Here is a 14,521-nt window from a genome sequence, read left to right as displayed (position 1 = left end):
GTATGAACAAGAGCGACTACATGGCGCTGATGAATTTTCCGAATGAATGGATTGAGTTGGATATGTTTCCGGATGAATTGTTCGATGAGATAAAAGATAGATATGAGCTGGGGCATGAAGAGGCCTCTGAGCATGACAGGAATGGCATATTCCACTGGTGGTTAAAAAAGCAGCCAGAAAGTGAGGTGCTTCTTAAGCTCGTAAAACTTTCGTATGTAGACCCGGATCAGATAATGGCAGCCGATGTGCGGCGCTATATTGCAAGAAGCAAACATGTTGATGCTTCGGTTCTAGCAGAATTGCAGCGCTGATATGCTCTTAGGAAACAGAAGTGGGTGTAACCACCGCAAGTGGCGCGCAGTAGAAGCTGCTCTGCGGCAGGCCTAATTTACTGAGGTCGATACCCCGACAAGGTTCGTTCGGTATACCCCTAGAGGCCCGATGGCGACGCCGTATGGACATAAGGGTGATATCCATGGTCTTAGGGGTGTGAATAATCCAGGCGAATACAGGAGTTCCAGGCCATGATGCGCACGATTGGGGTTTTTGCATGCTTAGTATTTTTGGCTTCTTGTGGCAAGGGAGATTAGAAGACGGACGCAGCCCCCGTGTCAGGAGAAGAAGGCTGTAGGACCTTTGATGTTGCCTCCAGTCGTGCAGAGGCTGAAGGTGGAGAGCTCTCGGCAATTAGAGGGATGCGAGATTACTACTTTGATTGCGTCCTGCATAACAACGGCCCTGAGGCATTGCGCTGGGGCAAGTTGGCTGCTGAGAAGGGCAATGGCCAAGACAAGGAAACCTACGAGAGCCTCAAAATGACATTTATCCCGAAAAAATGAACAAAAATTTTTTGGTTGTCTATTTTTTATCGTTAGCTATTTCTCTGTGTTGGTTTTTCATGGCTTGGCGGAAAGGGTGTGCGGTTATTCCTTCCGTATTCCTATCCATGGACATGATTTTTGGTGTTTTTCTGGTGAGGTTGGCTGCTCGAGGTGTTCCTGGTTTATGCTCATCTGAGCGGTGCGTATCAAGAGTTGTGCGAGTTTTTGATTTTTCTAGTTACATGATGATTGTTTTTGTAGCCATTACTGTCGTTTTGCTTTTTGTGGTTGTAAAGAAAAGAGGTTGATTCCACTGGTTAGACCTGCTGCTGGCGTGCGGTTTTTTCTGACCCTGCAATGGGTATTGGGGCTGATCGTCTTCCCACGTCAAAGATGTCGACCTGTCACACAGGACACCAGCATGACCCATCGCATCGCCACCCTCGAGGCACTCGAAGCGCTGTACGGCCAGCCCGCCGAGCGCTCGGTGCGCAAGCAGATCGATCATCTGAACGCCGACTACCAGGCGTTCGTGCGGGCCTCGCCGCTCGTGGTGTTGGCATCGGCGGGGAACGATGGACTGGACTGCTCGCCCAAGGGCGATCCGGCCGGCTTCGTGCAGATTCTGGATGCGCGCACGCTGGCGGTGCCGGACCGCCCGGGCAACAACCGCATCGACAATCTCCGCAATCTGTTGCACGACCCGCGCATGTCGCTGCTGTTCCTGGTGCCCGGCATCGGCGAGACCTTGCGCGTGAACGGGCATGCCGAGATCAGCGTCGATCCTGCCTTGCTGGCCCGCTTCGAGCTCCGCGGCAAGCTGCCGCGCAGCGTGATCGTGGTGCACATCGACGCGGCCTATTTCCACTGTTCCAAGGCGATCGTGCGCTCTGCCCTGTGGGATCCGGCGCGACACTTGCCGCGCGATCAGTTGCCCAGTGCCGGCACCATGCACGCCCATCTAGCCGATGGCGATTTCGATGCCGCCGCCTACGACCGAGAGCTGCCCAAGCGGACACAGGACATGCTGTACTAGCGCGCCAGTCAGGTCAGCCAACTGCGTCTCAGCGGATAACAAAGGAAATCGATGCAAGGACGCGAAAGATCATCCGCGGAATGGGGTGAGTTGCTGGTCGTCGTAACAACCGCATTCGGACTTCCGATCTATTGGAGTCTTTCGGCCGTACTGGCGCCCGTCGCCGAGCCGTCGTTTTCCGCAGAGGGCCTGTGGGGATTGGCTTTCTACGAGCTGCTGGTCCTGGCGTTGCTCGTCCCGGTGCTGTGGTTCCGCGGGTGGACGCCGCACGTCTTGGGATTGCAGTGGCAGGGGCGCGACATCCGGCCGGCGATCGGCTTGCTGGTCGCGTGCATCGTGGCGTGTTATCCCGTGGAGGGGCTGGGCAAGGGCATGGAGGAGGCGGTGAATCCTTCCATGGATGCCATGGTGGCCGGGAAACTGTCGCTGGCGGCGGTGGTGGCGGTCTCGCTGATCAATCCGATCTTCGAGGAGGTGTTCGTCTGCGGCTACGTGATCCGCGCCTTGCAGCGAAACCACAGCCCCGCATTCGCGGTGAACGTGAGCGTGGCGATCCGTGCCTCGTATCACCTGTACCAGGGACCCATCGGCGCGATTTCACTGGTCATCGTGGGGCTGATACTCGGCTGGTGGTTCGTGCGGACCGGCCGGCTCTGGCCTGCGATTATCGCGCATGGGCTGATGGACCTGCTTGCGCTGATGGCCTATGCATAGCGCTTCTGATTGAGTGAAAGACATGGCGCTGCGTGCCTGCGTCGACGCATCGGTTCTGATCGTGTGTCAGGCGAATTAGTCTACGGGCATTCAAGCATTCGGCTCTATGCTCGCCGGGCATACCATGTTGGATCGGCGCAACGGGAGATCACCATGCCACGCGTCATGCTGAACAGATCCGCTGCGTTGCTGGCGCTGGCCGCGGCCGCGATGTTACCGCTGGCGTCCTGCGCCAATGCGGGCACGAACAGCAGCACTACCCAGAAAGATGTCATGACATCAGGAGTTGGCCCTATGCTGGAAGAAATCTACGCATCCCGGAAGCCCGTGCGGTTCGAGCAGATCGATGTCAGCGACATCGTCGCCAAATACATTCCGCCGAGCGCCGAGAAATCGACGGTGCTGGAGACGTTCGGGAAATCTCCGACGTCCAAGATCGTGGAAAACACCTCGGACAAGATCGTGGTCAGGGACAACAAGGGGCAGGCCATGCTGGATCCGGATGCGCGCTCGATCGTGATGACGTTCTTCCTGGATGCCGACGGCAAGGTGACCAAGGTCGACGCCGTCCACATCAAAAACCAGTAGGGACTATCGGAGCATCCCATGGACGAGAGCATCGAAGTCGGATATCGCAACATCGGATCGGCGCTGGGCAAGGAGTACCACCACAAGTTCCTGCTCTATACGGACAAGGACGGCAATCAGCGCACGATCAGCGGCTGGACCGGCGACGAGCAGCCCGGCCTGCCCTACGGAAGAATGCACGTCGAGACGAACCTTCCCTACGACCGCACCAATCCCGATCATCCGGAGAATCCGAACACCACCGGACAAGCGCAATATCGCGAAGGCATCGCACAGGGAGCTGACCTGTCTGGTACGTGGGAGCGGATGGTCGCCAACGCCCAGACCAAGAACGACAAGTATCCCTACGATCCGCAGGTGCAGAACTCCAACACGCTGGCCGACAGCGTGCTTCGCGACGTGGGCCTGCCCGAGCCGAAGAACGATGGTTTCTTCGGCCATTGGGCGCCGGCATCGGGGCGCCAGCTCGACGAATCGGTCGTGCCGACGGTACCTGGCCTGGGCACGTCGGGACGCACGTTCAGCGCCGCGGGGGCTCCCCTTGATGCGCAACGCGAGGCGCAGCTTCGCGACGATCCGTTGTTCAAGCAGGCCGTGGCCGGACTCGACAGGCTCGGCCCGGAGGCGGGCGTCTATACCAACCAGCAGGACAAGGAACGCATCGCGGGCGCGCTGGCGGTGCAGGCCAAGTTGAACACGCCGCCCTTGCCCGAGATTCAGGACGTGACGCCCAGCCCGACCAACGGCAATGTGTTCGCGACCTGGAAAAACCCCGGCAACGATGCGGATGTGCTGCGCGCCCATGTCGACAAGACCGAGGCGATCAAGCAGCCCTTGGCGGAGAATCTGCAGAAGCTGGAAGCCGCCAATCCGCAGCAGGTACAGCCGCCTGCACAAGCGGCATCGCGCGACATGGATCAGCCCAGCCACGGGTTGCGGAGCATGTTGTGACGATGGCATCGGGGGGAACCCGGCACGCCTCCCGCACCGGCGGCTTCCGGGCCAGATCGAGGTAACCCGGTCGGGTTACCTCGGTCGGCGAAGATCTCGCTATAGGCAGGGATCTCCCTGCTTGCAGAAATTCGCTGTCGGGCGATCGGCGTGGGAGGTTCAGTCCGCCGCCGGCATCACGATGAACTTCCCTGCCGCCGGAAGCTTGCCATCGTCGATCCAGTCCGCAGTCACGTCGAACAGGTGCGCCGAATAGGTCTTCGCCACGCCGTCGGCGGTCTTGAACGACTCGATCAGGCCATGGTCCGCGTTCGGGAACACCACCACAGCGAGGTCCGTCCGGCGTTGCTGGAGTTGCCGAAGAATGCCCTGTGTAGCGGCGTTCGGGGCCTGGCGGTCGCTGCCGCCCAGCAGCCACAGTTGGCGCGGCTTGATCGCCTCGATCACCGGACGTGGTTCGTAGTCGAAGCTCAGGCCCTGGGCGAGGGCGGCGCCGTTGGCCTGGAGTTCGGCGCTCGAGAGTTTCAGGAACAGGCCGGTGTAGGAGCGGGGCTGGATGGCAGCCAGCCACGACGCGTCGGCATGGCTGGACTTGAAGGCGTCCAGCTCGGCAAAGCCGTCGCGCATGTTGGAACGCACGATCCGTTCGGTGAGGGCGGTCAGTTCCCTGGCTTCGGCCAGCACGGTCGCGTCGAACCCAGCGCGCTGCAGCTGTTGCTCCACCAGCTCGCGGTCTTGCGCGATCGGCCCTTCCGCCATCGCGAAGGCGGCCACGACGAAATCCAGCGGGACAAGCGTGGCGGTCAGCGGCGCGACCCAGCCGCCTTGGCTGCCGCCGATCACGCCGATTCGGCGAACGCCCGGGGCGAGCCGCCGGGCTTCCTTGACCGCGGCCGCGGTGTCGCGTGCGCGCGCATGGAAATCGGAGGAAAGGACGCCGGCGGACGCGCCGGTCCCGCGCTTGTCGTAGACGAAGACGGCGATGCCCCTGCGCGCGAGTTCGTATTGCCAGACGGTATCGTCGGTGCTGGGATCGTTGTTCGAACCTTCGACCCACACCGCCGCCGATGTCGCGCGGCCAGTGGCGGGCAGCACGAGCTTGCCGTGCAGCGCGATGCCGTCGCTGCTGAAGGTGGTTTCCTTTTCGACCAGGCGCAGGCGGGTGCCGGTCTCGGTGGCCTCGCCCTGGGACAGTTGCAGCGTGCCGGCACGGCAGGGGGCGAAACGGATGTACACGGCGTCTGCGCCGTATCCGCCACTGGCGTCCAGCTGCAAGCGGCCGAACCGGCCGTTCGACAGGGTGTAGTGGAGGTCGCGCTGCTTCCCGCCGTCGCCGGTGATGGTCACCGACTGCCCTTCAGGCAGCGCATACACCCCAAGCAGGCAGCGCAGGTCGGCATCCAGGCGGGTTTGCGGGACGGCATCCAGTGGCGCGGAAGCGGAAAGCGCGGCAGCGACGAGCGTCGCGGTCAGGAACGCCAGCATGGTCAAGCCTTGTCGTGTCGAAGCCGCACACTCGCAGCTTCGGGCGCTGCCGGCAACGTGCCTAAGGTAGGGGGGACGGTTGGATAGCTCCCGCGCCTGCAGCCGGGCTGTCGGAATGTTGCAAGCGGGCTGCGCCGCCGCTTCGGCGTCCGCCTGCCGGTGAGCGCGTTGTTCCCGTCACTGCGGCAGCATCTTCGCGATTGGACCGGTCGGGGCGACGCATGCGGCACATGGCCCGTTCGGGCGTGCCGCTACGCGCCGACTGGGTAAAGCCGTTCGTATAAGCTAATGCTTTACCTCGGGGGGAGGACGCCATGGTCAGGATATTTGCTGCAGTGTTGTGCGTGCTGGCGCTGCCGGCATCGGCGCAGTCGGCCTACAAATGCAAGGATCCCAAGCTCGGCACGGTGTATCAATCGGCACCCTGCGCGAGCGGTGCCGAGCAGAAGCGCTGGGAGAGCGCGGCACCCGCTTCGGCGGCTGGCGGCCAGCGCCAAGGGACGTTGTCAGAACCGCCCGCCCGGCAGGGTGGCGCACAGGCCGCTGCCGGCAACCGCCAGGAACCCAGCTTCGGCGCGAACCTGATCAGCTCGGTGCGCGAGCCGGGCCCGGAGGCATGCACGCGCGCCAAGCATGTGCGCGACAGCGCTCGCGCAGATCCTGCCATGAAAGACGATCGCGACTTCATGCAGGCGGTCGAGAAAGCCGTTACCCAAGCCTGCAAGTGAATCGACAGCGCTGCAGGCGGGCATGGATCAACACGAACTAGAGTGGCCGGCCGCATAGCGCACGCCTGCACGCAGTTGCGCCAGGAACTGCGGATCGGCATAGACCGCCGCGTCGTGGCCCAGGCCGGTGTACCACGCGCGGCCGCCGTCGAAAGCGTGGCACCAGGCGATCGGGTGATCCGCGCCCATGGTGCCGCCTGTGTAGCGCGTTTCGTCCACGGTGGCGATGACCTGCACTTGCGCGCGTGGATTGCTGCGGTAGTTGTAGATCTCGTCGTGGATCGGCCAGGGCGTGCCGCTGGGCCGCCCGTCGCGTTCGGGCTGCACGTGGGTGGATTGCAGCCCGGGCGGATGGCCCTGGAACCAGGCGCCGACCAGGCGCCCGTACCACGGCCAGGCGTAGCCGGTGTCGGCCGCCGAATGCACGCCGACGAAGCCGCCGCCATTGCGTACGAAGCCTTCGAACGCCTGTTGCTGCGCGGGGTCGAGGATCTCGCCGGTGGTGCTGGCGAACGCCACCACGCGGTAGCGGGCCAGGTTGTCGGCGGTGAAATCGCTCGCGTCCTCGCTGTGGTCCGCGGCCAGGCCTTCCTCGGTCGCCAGCTGGCGCAGCGTCGCCACCGCGGTGGGGATCGACTCGTGACGGAAGCCGGCGGTCTTGCTGAAGATCAGCATGCGCTCCGGCGCCGGGGCGGTTGCGGCGACGCCGGCCAGCATGGCGGCGAGCGAGAAGGCGAGTGGCGTCATGGGCTGATTCTGCCCCGGATGCTGGCTGGCGGGTAGCGCAATTGCGGTTCGGGACCGGCGCGTGCCTCGCTGGCGCTGCGCATGGCGCGTCCAGGCGCGTGGAGCCCGGCGTCGCGGCTCTCCATGCAGCATCCGGCAGCGGCGAAAGATGTCTGCCGCACTGGTCGAATGCCCGCAAGATGGAGGAAAATTCCACTCCCTTGCCGAATTTGGAACCGCCATGTCAGGACGATGGAGTTGGAGTGCGCTGCTGGTGTGCGGTGCGGCGTTCGCTGCCGCCGCGGCTGCGCCGGCGCCCGTCGAGTACGGCACCAAGGAGGGTTGGGGCAGCCTGCGGATCAGCGGGCAGGGTGACGTGCGCCAGTTCACGATCGACGCGATGGGCGCCAACGGCCACAGCTGCGGGCTGTCCGGCACGCTGCGCGGCGAGATCGCCGAGGCCACCGAAGGCAGCGACACGCCGTGCCGCGTGTCGTTCAAGCGCACGCCCGGCGGATTCGAGGTGAAGGCGCTGACCGAGGAGAGCTGCCGCGACTATTGCGGCGCGCGCGCCAGCTTCGAGGGCGAGTACCTGGCGTTGCCGGCGGGCTGCACCGCCGCGGCGAGCACGCGGCGGCGCGCGGCGTACCTGGCCGATTATCGCGGCAAGCGCTATGCGGCCGCGCTCGCGGGAATGGACGCGTTCGACAAGGAATGCGGCACGTTCTTCCACTGGCTGGAGCGCGACCGCTTCGCCAACGACCGCGCCATCACCCTGCTGCGCCTGGGCCGTCCGAAGGAGTGCCTGGCCGTGCTGGATACCACCATCGCCGCCGGCAGTCGCGACGAGGACTCGCTGCAGCAAGAACTGGACAAGAACGGCAGCATGCTGCCGCCGACCGATTGGGACAGCTATCTGCCGATCGCCAAGTCCACCTGGTTCAACCGCAAGCTATGCGAGGCGGCGAAGCCTTAGCGGCGAGTGTGGGAGCGGGCATAGTCGCGCCGAATGCAGCGTTGTGTGTTTCGGCTCCGGATACCGTCGGGGCTGAAGCCCCTCCCACAGTGCACCCAGCAAGCCAGCCGCAAGTCCCTGTAGGAGCGGCTTCAGCCGCGACGAGCGAAGCGGTGAGCGCTCCGGCTCCGGATACCGTCGGGGCTGAAGCCCCTTCCACAGTGCACCCGGCAAGCCAGCCGCAAGTCCCTGTAGGAGCGGCTTCAGCCGCGACGCGCGAAGCGGTGAGCGTTCCGGCTTCGGATACTGTCGGGGCTGAAGCCCCTCCCACAGTGCACCCGGCAAGCCAGCCGCAAGTCCCTGTAGGAGCGGCTTCAGCCGCGACGCGCGAAGCGGTGAGCGTTCCGGCTTCGGATACTGTCGGGGCTGAAGCCCCTCCTACAGTGCACCCGGCGGCCTAGCCGCAAGTGACTGTGGGAGCGACTTCAGTCGCGATGAGCACAGCGCTGAGTCTTCCGGCTTCGGATGCCGTCGGGGCTGAAGCCCCTCCCACAGTGCACCCAGCAAGCTTGCCGCAAGCCCCTGTGGGAGCGACTTCAGTCGCGACGCGCGAAGCCGCAGGTCTTCCGGCTTCGGATATCGTCGGGGCTGAAAGCCCCTCCTACAGAGGGAGCGGCATCCCAGGGAAAATCCTGCATCCTGCGCAGGCCGCCATCAACCGCCTGCGCGCGGAATCTCCAGCGGCGTCCGCACGCGGTCCACTGCCAGGATCGAGGCGTCGTCCGGATCGCGCAGCACATGCACACGGGTGCCGGCGACGCAGAACTGCGGCAACAGTGCTTCGTCGATCAGTGTGCGCAGCGTTGCGGTGAATACGCCGCCCGCGCCGTCGAAGACGTCCAGCGTCAGTTCGACCGCGTGCACGGTCTGGCCCTGGCTGCCGCCGCGCGACAGCCCGTGCTCGGAACGCTTGAGCGCGCGGATCTCCGCCTCGGCAGGGATGCCGCCGTGCATCAGGCGTTGCCAGGTCTTCTCTTCGGCGGAGTAGAGGCCATTCTCGCGGGTGGCGACGATCACCACCGAGACGCCCAGCAGCAGAACGGCGCTCATCACCACGGCGAACACGGTCCACAGCAAGAGTTCGATGGCGACAGTCCTTGGCGGCGCCGGCCGCCAGCCCTGGGGGCAGGCTAGGAAGTCGCGATGTCATCTGCGTGACATGCAGCCGCCCGCACCGATGGCATGCAATTCTTCCAGCTGTTGGAAGAGACAGACGTTAACGTGCGCGGATGGCGGTGACAGCGCCGCCCTGCAGCTCGATCGCAAACCTGCCGGGCGCTTGCGCCGCTGGCGGAGCGCGCCGTTCGGCCAGCGCGGTCAGCAGCGGCACCGGGTCGCTATCGAAGGCGACGACGCGCGCGTCGCCCTGCAGCGCGGAGTGGATCACCGCGCTTTCGAACATCGCCACCTGCGCCAGCTGCGGAATCGCCGGCGCCGCGAGTTGCACGTGTTCCAGAAAGCCCAGCGCCTCGCTGCTGGCGAACTGGCGCGGTGGCTGCGCGGCGGCGTAGTCCTCGAACACGCTGCGGAAGGCCGCTTCGCCACCATGCGCCAGCAACATGCGCGTGGTCAGTCGCGCCGCGCTGGCGATCTGTCCGGCGCGCGCATTGCTGGCCAGTTCCCGCAGCAGGGCGACGCCGGGATCCGCCAGCAGTGCAGCGATGGGATGCGCGCCCGGCGCGTCGCCGCGGACCAGGGCACCCAGGGTCCGTTCCCAGTCGGCGGGCGACGGTGCGGCGCGGTCATCGCTGCGCGCGATATCCGCTGCCGCATGCGGCACGCGTACGCCGGGCCGGCGCAGCGCCCATAGCGTGTGCAGCCGGTCGATCTGCCTGCGCACATCGGCGATGCCGACGTGCGCCAGGGCGGTCGGCAGCATCTCGAACACGATCGCGTGCAGGTTGGGCAGTGCAGGCACCAGCTCGGCGGCCAGTTGCATCACTTCTTCATCGACGAGTCCGGAATGCGCATCGAGCCAGTAGCCGCGATGCGCGAAGCCGCCGGCCAGGTGCAGTTCGCAAACGCGCTCGAGCGGCAGTGCGGCGAGCGCCTCGCGCACCGGCTGGCGGCCATTCTTCTGGTTGGTCCACAGGTTGTGCAGGTCGAGCAGGATGCCGCAGTCGGCCTGGGTCGCCACTTCGGCAATGAACGCGCCGTCGCTGAGCTCGCCAGCGACCGGGCGCAGATCGCTGTTGCCTGCCGATAACAACGCGGGGAGCGCCGCATAGCGGCCACGCTCGGTGTGGACGCGGCCGAGCGGGGGCTGTCCTTCAATTACGCCCAGGCCAGCGGCGTTCCCCTATTTCATCGCCACCTGTTCGCGCAGCCAGCCCATCGAGCCCTAGAGGCCGCGACAGGCGCGACGCATGCCGCCTTGCGCCATGCCGCGCGGCGGCGTACGGCGTAGGCCTATCGCGCCCCGTTGTGAGGCTGTGCAGCCAATGCCGACGCCACGACGCCATGCACCTGCTGCGCCAGCGCCTTGCGGTCGGTGCCGGGCGCGATCGCGAGCGGTGCATGGAAGGTTACCCTGACCACGGCGCCGGACGAGCGCAGGAAGCGCAAGACGTGGGCGCCGGCCTGCATGCTGCCGTAGAACGCGTAGGCGTCGCGCTCGCCGCCGTGCGCCAGGCTGCGGCCATCGACGGACAGGATGTCCATGGTGAACGGTTGCAGCGTCCACGGCCGGGCGTTGGCGTCGCCGCCGAGGAACAGCGAGAACAGGCTGGACTTGAACGGGGCGACGCGTTCGCCGGACGAGGTGGTGCCTTCGGCGAACAGCACCACGTCGTGGTCGGGGCGGATCTGCGCGGCGACGGTCGCGGCCACGTTGGCCGCGTCGATCCGCCGGCGGCTGATAAACAGGGTCTGCGCCAGGGCGCCGAGCCGGCGCATGCCCGGCCAGCGTTCCATGTCGTTCTTGGCGATGAAGCGTGCGTGCAGCAGGCTGCCCAGCACCACGATGTCGAAGTGCGAGATGTGGTTGCCGACGAACAGCGTGCCGCCGCCGTTGCGCGGCGTGCCCACCACCTCGACGCGGATGCCCATCGCCCTGCGCAGGCAGGCGAACCACAGCCGCGGCAGCACGAAGGCGCCGCGTCCGCGGGCGAAGCGCATTAGCATCCATTGCAGCGGCAGCAGCGGCACGCTGATCAGGACGAATGCGGCGAGTTTGGCGGCCACGCGCAGCGCAGCGAGGGCAGTGCCCGCGACAGGGCGGGACGGGGCGGCGTGGTTCATGGGCGGCGGATGGGCGTCGGGAGGCAGGCGTGTGCGCAGAAAGACGAGCGCCGGCTTCGGCGCGCCGCCGATGGTAGCCGACGCTGTGGCGTCCGGCACCTGCCGGCAGTGTTGTCGCGCCTGTGGCGTGCTGACGGCCCATTTGCTCGCAGCGAACGCGCCGGCGATCGCCGCACCGTGAGATCAGGTATTCACGGATAGGCGGCGCAGGCGTTTCTTTTCATAGTCCGGTGCGCGGCCTGCGTGCTGTTCGCATCGGCGGCAATCCCTCCATCCGTTCCCAAGGAGTCACCCATGTATCCCTCGATCAGAGTCACGCTGCTGGCCGTCCTCGCCCTGTCGGCTGCGCAGGCGCAGGCACAGAAGGCCCCGAGTTGCGGCGCGCTGCCCAGCTATGTGCGCGAGGCCATGCGCGATGTGGCCGCTTGCATCAACATGCCCAACCCGATCGTCGCCTGCGGCGCCGGAGCCGTCGATGTGCAGGTTTTCGGCAACGGCGAGCGGCGCCTGCCCCAGGCCGGCCGCGGCCAGACCTATTACGAGGGCAAGGCGCGGCGCGATCCGGGCGGCCCTGCGGGCACCTATCGGTTGGTGTACCTGGTCACCGACGGGGCCAAAAAGTCGGTCGTCGACAAGCGCTATTACTCGGCCGATCACTACGTCACCTTCTGCGCGATTCCCTGAGCGACTGATTGCAGCGATGCCAGACAGCGTGCCCGGTCCGACCGGGCACGCTGCGTTGGGCGACCCTCGGTGGCAAGCGCTGCAGTTGCCCGCGCCGATGCCTTTTGCACAGACGCCCATGCGCATACGCAGCCGACGCTTGCGCCGGGCGCGCGGCGCACTCGTCCCGGCGGCCACGCTCGGATAAACTACGGTGACTTGACGACGCGCAAGCCCTGTTCCTGCCAGCCCCAGTCGTGAGAATCCGCACAGGCCGCCTGCCTGTGGCTCACTTCATTCAGGGGTTTTCCATGTCCGCTTTTCCTCTTCGTGCCGCTGCCGTGCGCTTGAGCGTGCTGTCCGTCGGCTTGTCCATCGCGCTGTCGGCCGCGGCGCAGCCGGCTGCCGCTACCGATCCGACCACGCTGGATGCAATCAACGTCAAGGCCGAACGCGCGCGTTCCTACACGGTCGAACAGACCGCGGCGGCGACGCGCCTGGCGTTGACCCCGCAGCAGACGCCGCAGTCGGTCAGCATCGTCACCGCGCAGCGGATCGAGGACCAGCACCTGACCTCGGTGCGCGACGTGCTCGACAACGTCACCGGCGTGTCCTCCAACGCATACGACACCGAGCGGGTGCTGTTCTATGCGCGCGGATTTCCGGTGGAGAACATGGCCTACGACGGCGTGCCGGTCGCGCCGGGGGTCAACGCCGGGTCCGCCGATGCCAGCCTGGACACGGCCATCTACGAACGCATCGAGGTGCTGCGCGGGGCCAGCGGCCTGCTCACCGGCGCCGGCAGCCCGTCGGTGACGATCAACTTCGTGCGCAAGCGCGCCGACAGCCGCACCCTGCAGGCCGACGCATCGCTGAGCGCGGGGTCGTGGAACACGCTGCGCGGCACCGCCGATGTCGCCGCGCTGCTGGCCGCCGACGGCAGCGTGCGCGGCCGCCTGGTGGGCGCCTACGAGCAGGGCGATTCCTACCTGGAGCGCTACAGCAAGAAGAAGACCGTGCTGTATGGCGTGGTCGATGCCGACCTCGGCGCCGCCACCACGCTGAGCGTGGGCTACGACTACCAGAAGAACCGGCCCAAGGGCGTGACCTGGGGCACCTACCCGGTGTTCTACGACGACGGCAGTTTCCTGGAGTGGCCGCGCGGTTTCAGCAGCGCCGCGGACTGGACCTACTGGAACACCACCACCGCCACCGCCTTCGCCGATCTCAAGCACCAATTTGGCAATGGCTGGCTGCTGCGGGCGCTGGCCAGCCACCGCGCCACCGACGGCGACATGGCGCTGTTCTACGTCTATGGCTTCCCGAACCGCGTCACCGGCGAGACGCTTGAGCCGTCCGCCTACCGCAGCCGCGATCGCGGTCGCCAGAACATGCTCGACGTGTACGCGTCCGGGCCGTTCCAGGCCTGGGGCCGCGAGCACGAGCTGGTGCTGGGCCTGAGCGGTTCGCGCTACGCCAAGCGGTCGTGGGTCAACGCCACCGAGGCGCTGGCGCCGATCGGCGATTTCCTGCAGTGGAATGGCGACTATCCGTATCCGCAGTTCGCGGCCAACGCCGACAAGGTCACCGACATCCGCACCGACCAGCAGGGCGCGTACGCCGCCGCGCGCCTGTCGCTGACCGAACCGTTGACGCTGGTCGCCGGCGCCCGCTACAGCCGCTGGAAGAACGACACCGACGACCTCTACAGCGGCGTGTTCCGCCACGACCACCGCAAGACCGTGCCCTACGCAGGGCTGATCTATGCGATCACGCCGGTGTATTCGGCGTTCGTCAGCTATACCGAGATCTTCGACCCGCAGGACAACCGCCGCAGCGACGGCAGCTTCCTAGATCCGGTACTCGGCAGCAGCCGCGAGATCGGCCTCAAGGGCCGCCATCTCGACGGCCGCCTCAACACCGCGCTGGTGCTGTTCGACACACGCCAGGACAACGTGGCCGAGGCCGACGTCGGCAAGACCCTGCCCGACGGCCTGACCCAGGCCTACGTGGCGGTGGACGGCACGCGCTCGCGCGGCTTCGAACTGGAAGCGTCGGGGGAGCTGAGCGACGACTGGAGCGCATCGTTCGGCTGGTCGCATTTCGAACTGGAGGGCCCGGACGGCGCCGACCTGCGCACCGCGCTGCCGCGCACGCTGGTGCGCCTGTTCACCACCTACCGGCTGCCGGGTAGCTGGAACCGGCTCAGCGTGGGCGGCGGCGCCAACTGGCAGTCCGCCAGCCATGCCACGGTGGATGGTCCCAATGGCCCGCAGCGCGTGGACCAGGCCTCGGTGACCCTGCTCAGCGCGATGGCGCGCTACGCGTTCAATGCGCAGGCGTCGCTGCAGCTCAACGCAAGCAACCTGCTGGATCGCAAGTACTTCGTGCTGGACGAATACAGCAACCTGTACTACGCCGCCGGACGCAATGCGACGCTGAGCTTCAGCTACAGGTTCTGAGCGGCCCCGCGCTGCGCGGTCGTCGCAGCGCGGCATGAAGCGGCATGCACGGATGGCATGCCGCGGTGGCGGCGCAAAGCGCGTCGCATGTC

15 protein-coding genes are annotated in these 14,521 nt (G+C 65.9%); 10 read left to right on the top strand and 5 right to left on the bottom strand.

The window, feature by feature from the left end; genetic code table 11:
* Positions 1 to 2: 2 nt before the first annotated feature.
* The 6 genes from HEP74_RS19965 to HEP74_RS19940 all read left to right on the top strand — a co-directional run bounded on the left by HEP74_RS19965 (position 3) and on the right by HEP74_RS19940 (position 4,110).
* Positions 3 to 311, top strand: a complete 309-nt coding sequence (locus HEP74_RS19965) for a hypothetical protein (protein WP_185814341.1) — start codon at positions 3 to 5, stop codon at positions 309 to 311.
* A gap of 297 nt (positions 312 to 608) precedes the next feature.
* Positions 609 to 839, top strand: coding sequence for a hypothetical protein (locus HEP74_RS19960; protein ID WP_185814340.1), 231 nt, complete (start codon positions 609 to 611; stop codon positions 837 to 839).
* 286 nt (positions 840 to 1,125) lie between these two features.
* Positions 1,126 to 1,857, top strand: coding sequence for a pyridoxamine 5'-phosphate oxidase family protein (locus HEP74_RS19955; RefSeq protein ID WP_255427810.1), 732 nt, complete (start codon positions 1,126 to 1,128; stop codon positions 1,855 to 1,857).
* A gap of 51 nt (positions 1,858 to 1,908) precedes the next feature.
* On the top strand, positions 1,909 to 2,571 hold the full coding sequence (locus HEP74_RS19950; protein ID WP_185814339.1) for a CPBP family intramembrane glutamic endopeptidase: 663 nt from the start codon (positions 1,909 to 1,911) through the stop codon (positions 2,569 to 2,571).
* 153 nt (positions 2,572 to 2,724) lie between these two features.
* Positions 2,725 to 3,159: a DUF6393 family protein gene (locus tag HEP74_RS19945; protein ID WP_255427809.1), complete on the top strand. Its 435-nt coding sequence runs from the start codon at positions 2,725 to 2,727 to the stop codon at positions 3,157 to 3,159.
* A gap of 18 nt (positions 3,160 to 3,177) precedes the next feature.
* Entirely contained in the window at positions 3,178 to 4,110 is a 933-nt protein-coding gene (locus HEP74_RS19940; RefSeq protein ID WP_185814338.1) for an XVIPCD domain-containing protein, read from the top strand.
* Between the two features lie 159 nt (positions 4,111 to 4,269).
* On the opposite strand, the gene HEP74_RS19935 is transcribed toward HEP74_RS19940, so the two are convergent.
* Positions 4,270 to 5,595: an alpha/beta hydrolase family protein gene (locus HEP74_RS19935; protein WP_185814337.1), complete on the bottom strand. Its 1,326-nt coding sequence runs from the start codon at positions 5,593 to 5,595 to the stop codon at positions 4,270 to 4,272.
* A gap of 314 nt (positions 5,596 to 5,909) precedes the next feature.
* Between HEP74_RS19935 and HEP74_RS19930 the strand changes: the two genes are divergently transcribed.
* Positions 5,910 to 6,323, top strand: coding sequence for a DUF4124 domain-containing protein (locus tag HEP74_RS19930; protein WP_185814336.1), 414 nt, complete (start codon positions 5,910 to 5,912; stop codon positions 6,321 to 6,323).
* Between the two features lie 27 nt (positions 6,324 to 6,350).
* On the opposite strand, the gene HEP74_RS19925 is transcribed toward HEP74_RS19930, so the two are convergent.
* On the bottom strand, positions 6,351 to 7,070 hold the full coding sequence (locus tag HEP74_RS19925; protein ID WP_185814335.1) for a ThuA domain-containing protein: 720 nt from the start codon (positions 7,068 to 7,070) through the stop codon (positions 6,351 to 6,353).
* A gap of 220 nt (positions 7,071 to 7,290) precedes the next feature.
* Here HEP74_RS19925 and HEP74_RS19920 point away from each other — a divergent pair, with 220 nt between their 5' ends.
* Positions 7,291 to 8,025: a hypothetical protein gene (locus HEP74_RS19920; protein WP_185814334.1), complete on the top strand. Its 735-nt coding sequence runs from the start codon at positions 7,291 to 7,293 to the stop codon at positions 8,023 to 8,025.
* Positions 8,026 to 8,718: 693 nt separating this feature from the next.
* Here the strand turns inward: HEP74_RS19920 and HEP74_RS19915 are convergent.
* From HEP74_RS19915 to HEP74_RS19905, 3 genes are all read right to left on the bottom strand, one after another.
* A complete protein-coding gene (locus HEP74_RS19915) occupies positions 8,719 to 9,129 on the bottom strand; it encodes a hypothetical protein (protein WP_185814333.1) in 411 nt (136 codons plus the stop codon).
* Between the two features lie 151 nt (positions 9,130 to 9,280).
* On the bottom strand, positions 9,281 to 10,273 hold the full coding sequence (locus HEP74_RS19910; protein ID WP_185814332.1) for a multinuclear nonheme iron-dependent oxidase: 993 nt from the start codon (positions 10,271 to 10,273) through the stop codon (positions 9,281 to 9,283).
* A 200-nt stretch (positions 10,274 to 10,473) separates the two neighbouring features.
* Positions 10,474 to 11,304 (bottom strand): lysophospholipid acyltransferase family protein, encoded by an 831-nt coding sequence (locus tag HEP74_RS19905; RefSeq protein ID WP_185814331.1) that lies wholly within the window; start codon positions 11,302 to 11,304, stop codon positions 10,474 to 10,476.
* A 294-nt stretch (positions 11,305 to 11,598) separates the two neighbouring features.
* Between HEP74_RS19905 and HEP74_RS19900 the strand changes: the two genes are divergently transcribed.
* Both HEP74_RS19900 and HEP74_RS19895 read left to right on the top strand, forming a co-directional pair.
* The gene (locus HEP74_RS19900) at positions 11,599 to 11,988 is read left to right on the top strand and encodes a ribonuclease domain-containing protein (protein WP_185814330.1); all 390 of its coding nucleotides are present in this window, start codon (positions 11,599 to 11,601) and stop codon (positions 11,986 to 11,988) included.
* Between the two features lie 290 nt (positions 11,989 to 12,278).
* Positions 12,279 to 14,429: a TonB-dependent siderophore receptor gene (locus HEP74_RS19895; RefSeq protein WP_185814329.1), complete on the top strand. Its 2,151-nt coding sequence runs from the start codon at positions 12,279 to 12,281 to the stop codon at positions 14,427 to 14,429.
* Positions 14,430 to 14,521 lie beyond the last annotated feature (92 nt).

The organism is Xanthomonas sp. SS (assembly GCF_014236835.1).
GTDB lineage: Bacteria > Pseudomonadota > Gammaproteobacteria > Xanthomonadales > Xanthomonadaceae > Xanthomonas_A.
Note: the sequence above shows the minus strand (reverse complement) of the source record. Positions and strands in the feature narration are given on the sequence as shown.

Bases quoted from the DNA above. Each gene is read 5' to 3' on its own strand.
- HEP74_RS19925 (WP_185814335.1), bottom strand. From the start codon at position 7,070: ATGACGCCACTCGCCTTCTCGCTCGCCGCCATGCTGGCCGGCGTCGCC.
- HEP74_RS19905 (WP_185814331.1), bottom strand. From the start codon at position 11,304: ATGAACCACGCCGCCCCGTCCCGCCCTGTCGCGGGCACTGCCCTCGCT.
- HEP74_RS19935 (WP_185814337.1), bottom strand. From the start codon at position 5,595: ATGCTGGCGTTCCTGACCGCGACGCTCGTCGCTGCCGCGCTTTCCGCT.
- HEP74_RS19920 (WP_185814334.1), top strand. From the start codon at position 7,291: ATGTCAGGACGATGGAGTTGGAGTGCGCTGCTGGTGTGCGGTGCGGCG.
- HEP74_RS19895 (WP_185814329.1), top strand. From the start codon at position 12,279: ATGTCCGCTTTTCCTCTTCGTGCCGCTGCCGTGCGCTTGAGCGTGCTG.
- HEP74_RS19945 (WP_255427809.1), top strand. From the start codon at position 2,725: ATGCCACGCGTCATGCTGAACAGATCCGCTGCGTTGCTGGCGCTGGCC.
- HEP74_RS19940 (WP_185814338.1), top strand. From the start codon at position 3,178: ATGGACGAGAGCATCGAAGTCGGATATCGCAACATCGGATCGGCGCTG.
- HEP74_RS19950 (WP_185814339.1), top strand. From the start codon at position 1,909: ATGCAAGGACGCGAAAGATCATCCGCGGAATGGGGTGAGTTGCTGGTC.
- HEP74_RS19930 (WP_185814336.1), top strand. From the start codon at position 5,910: ATGGTCAGGATATTTGCTGCAGTGTTGTGCGTGCTGGCGCTGCCGGCA.
- HEP74_RS19900 (WP_185814330.1), top strand. From the start codon at position 11,599: ATGTATCCCTCGATCAGAGTCACGCTGCTGGCCGTCCTCGCCCTGTCG.
- HEP74_RS19965 (WP_185814341.1), top strand. From the start codon at position 3: ATGAACAAGAGCGACTACATGGCGCTGATGAATTTTCCGAATGAATGG.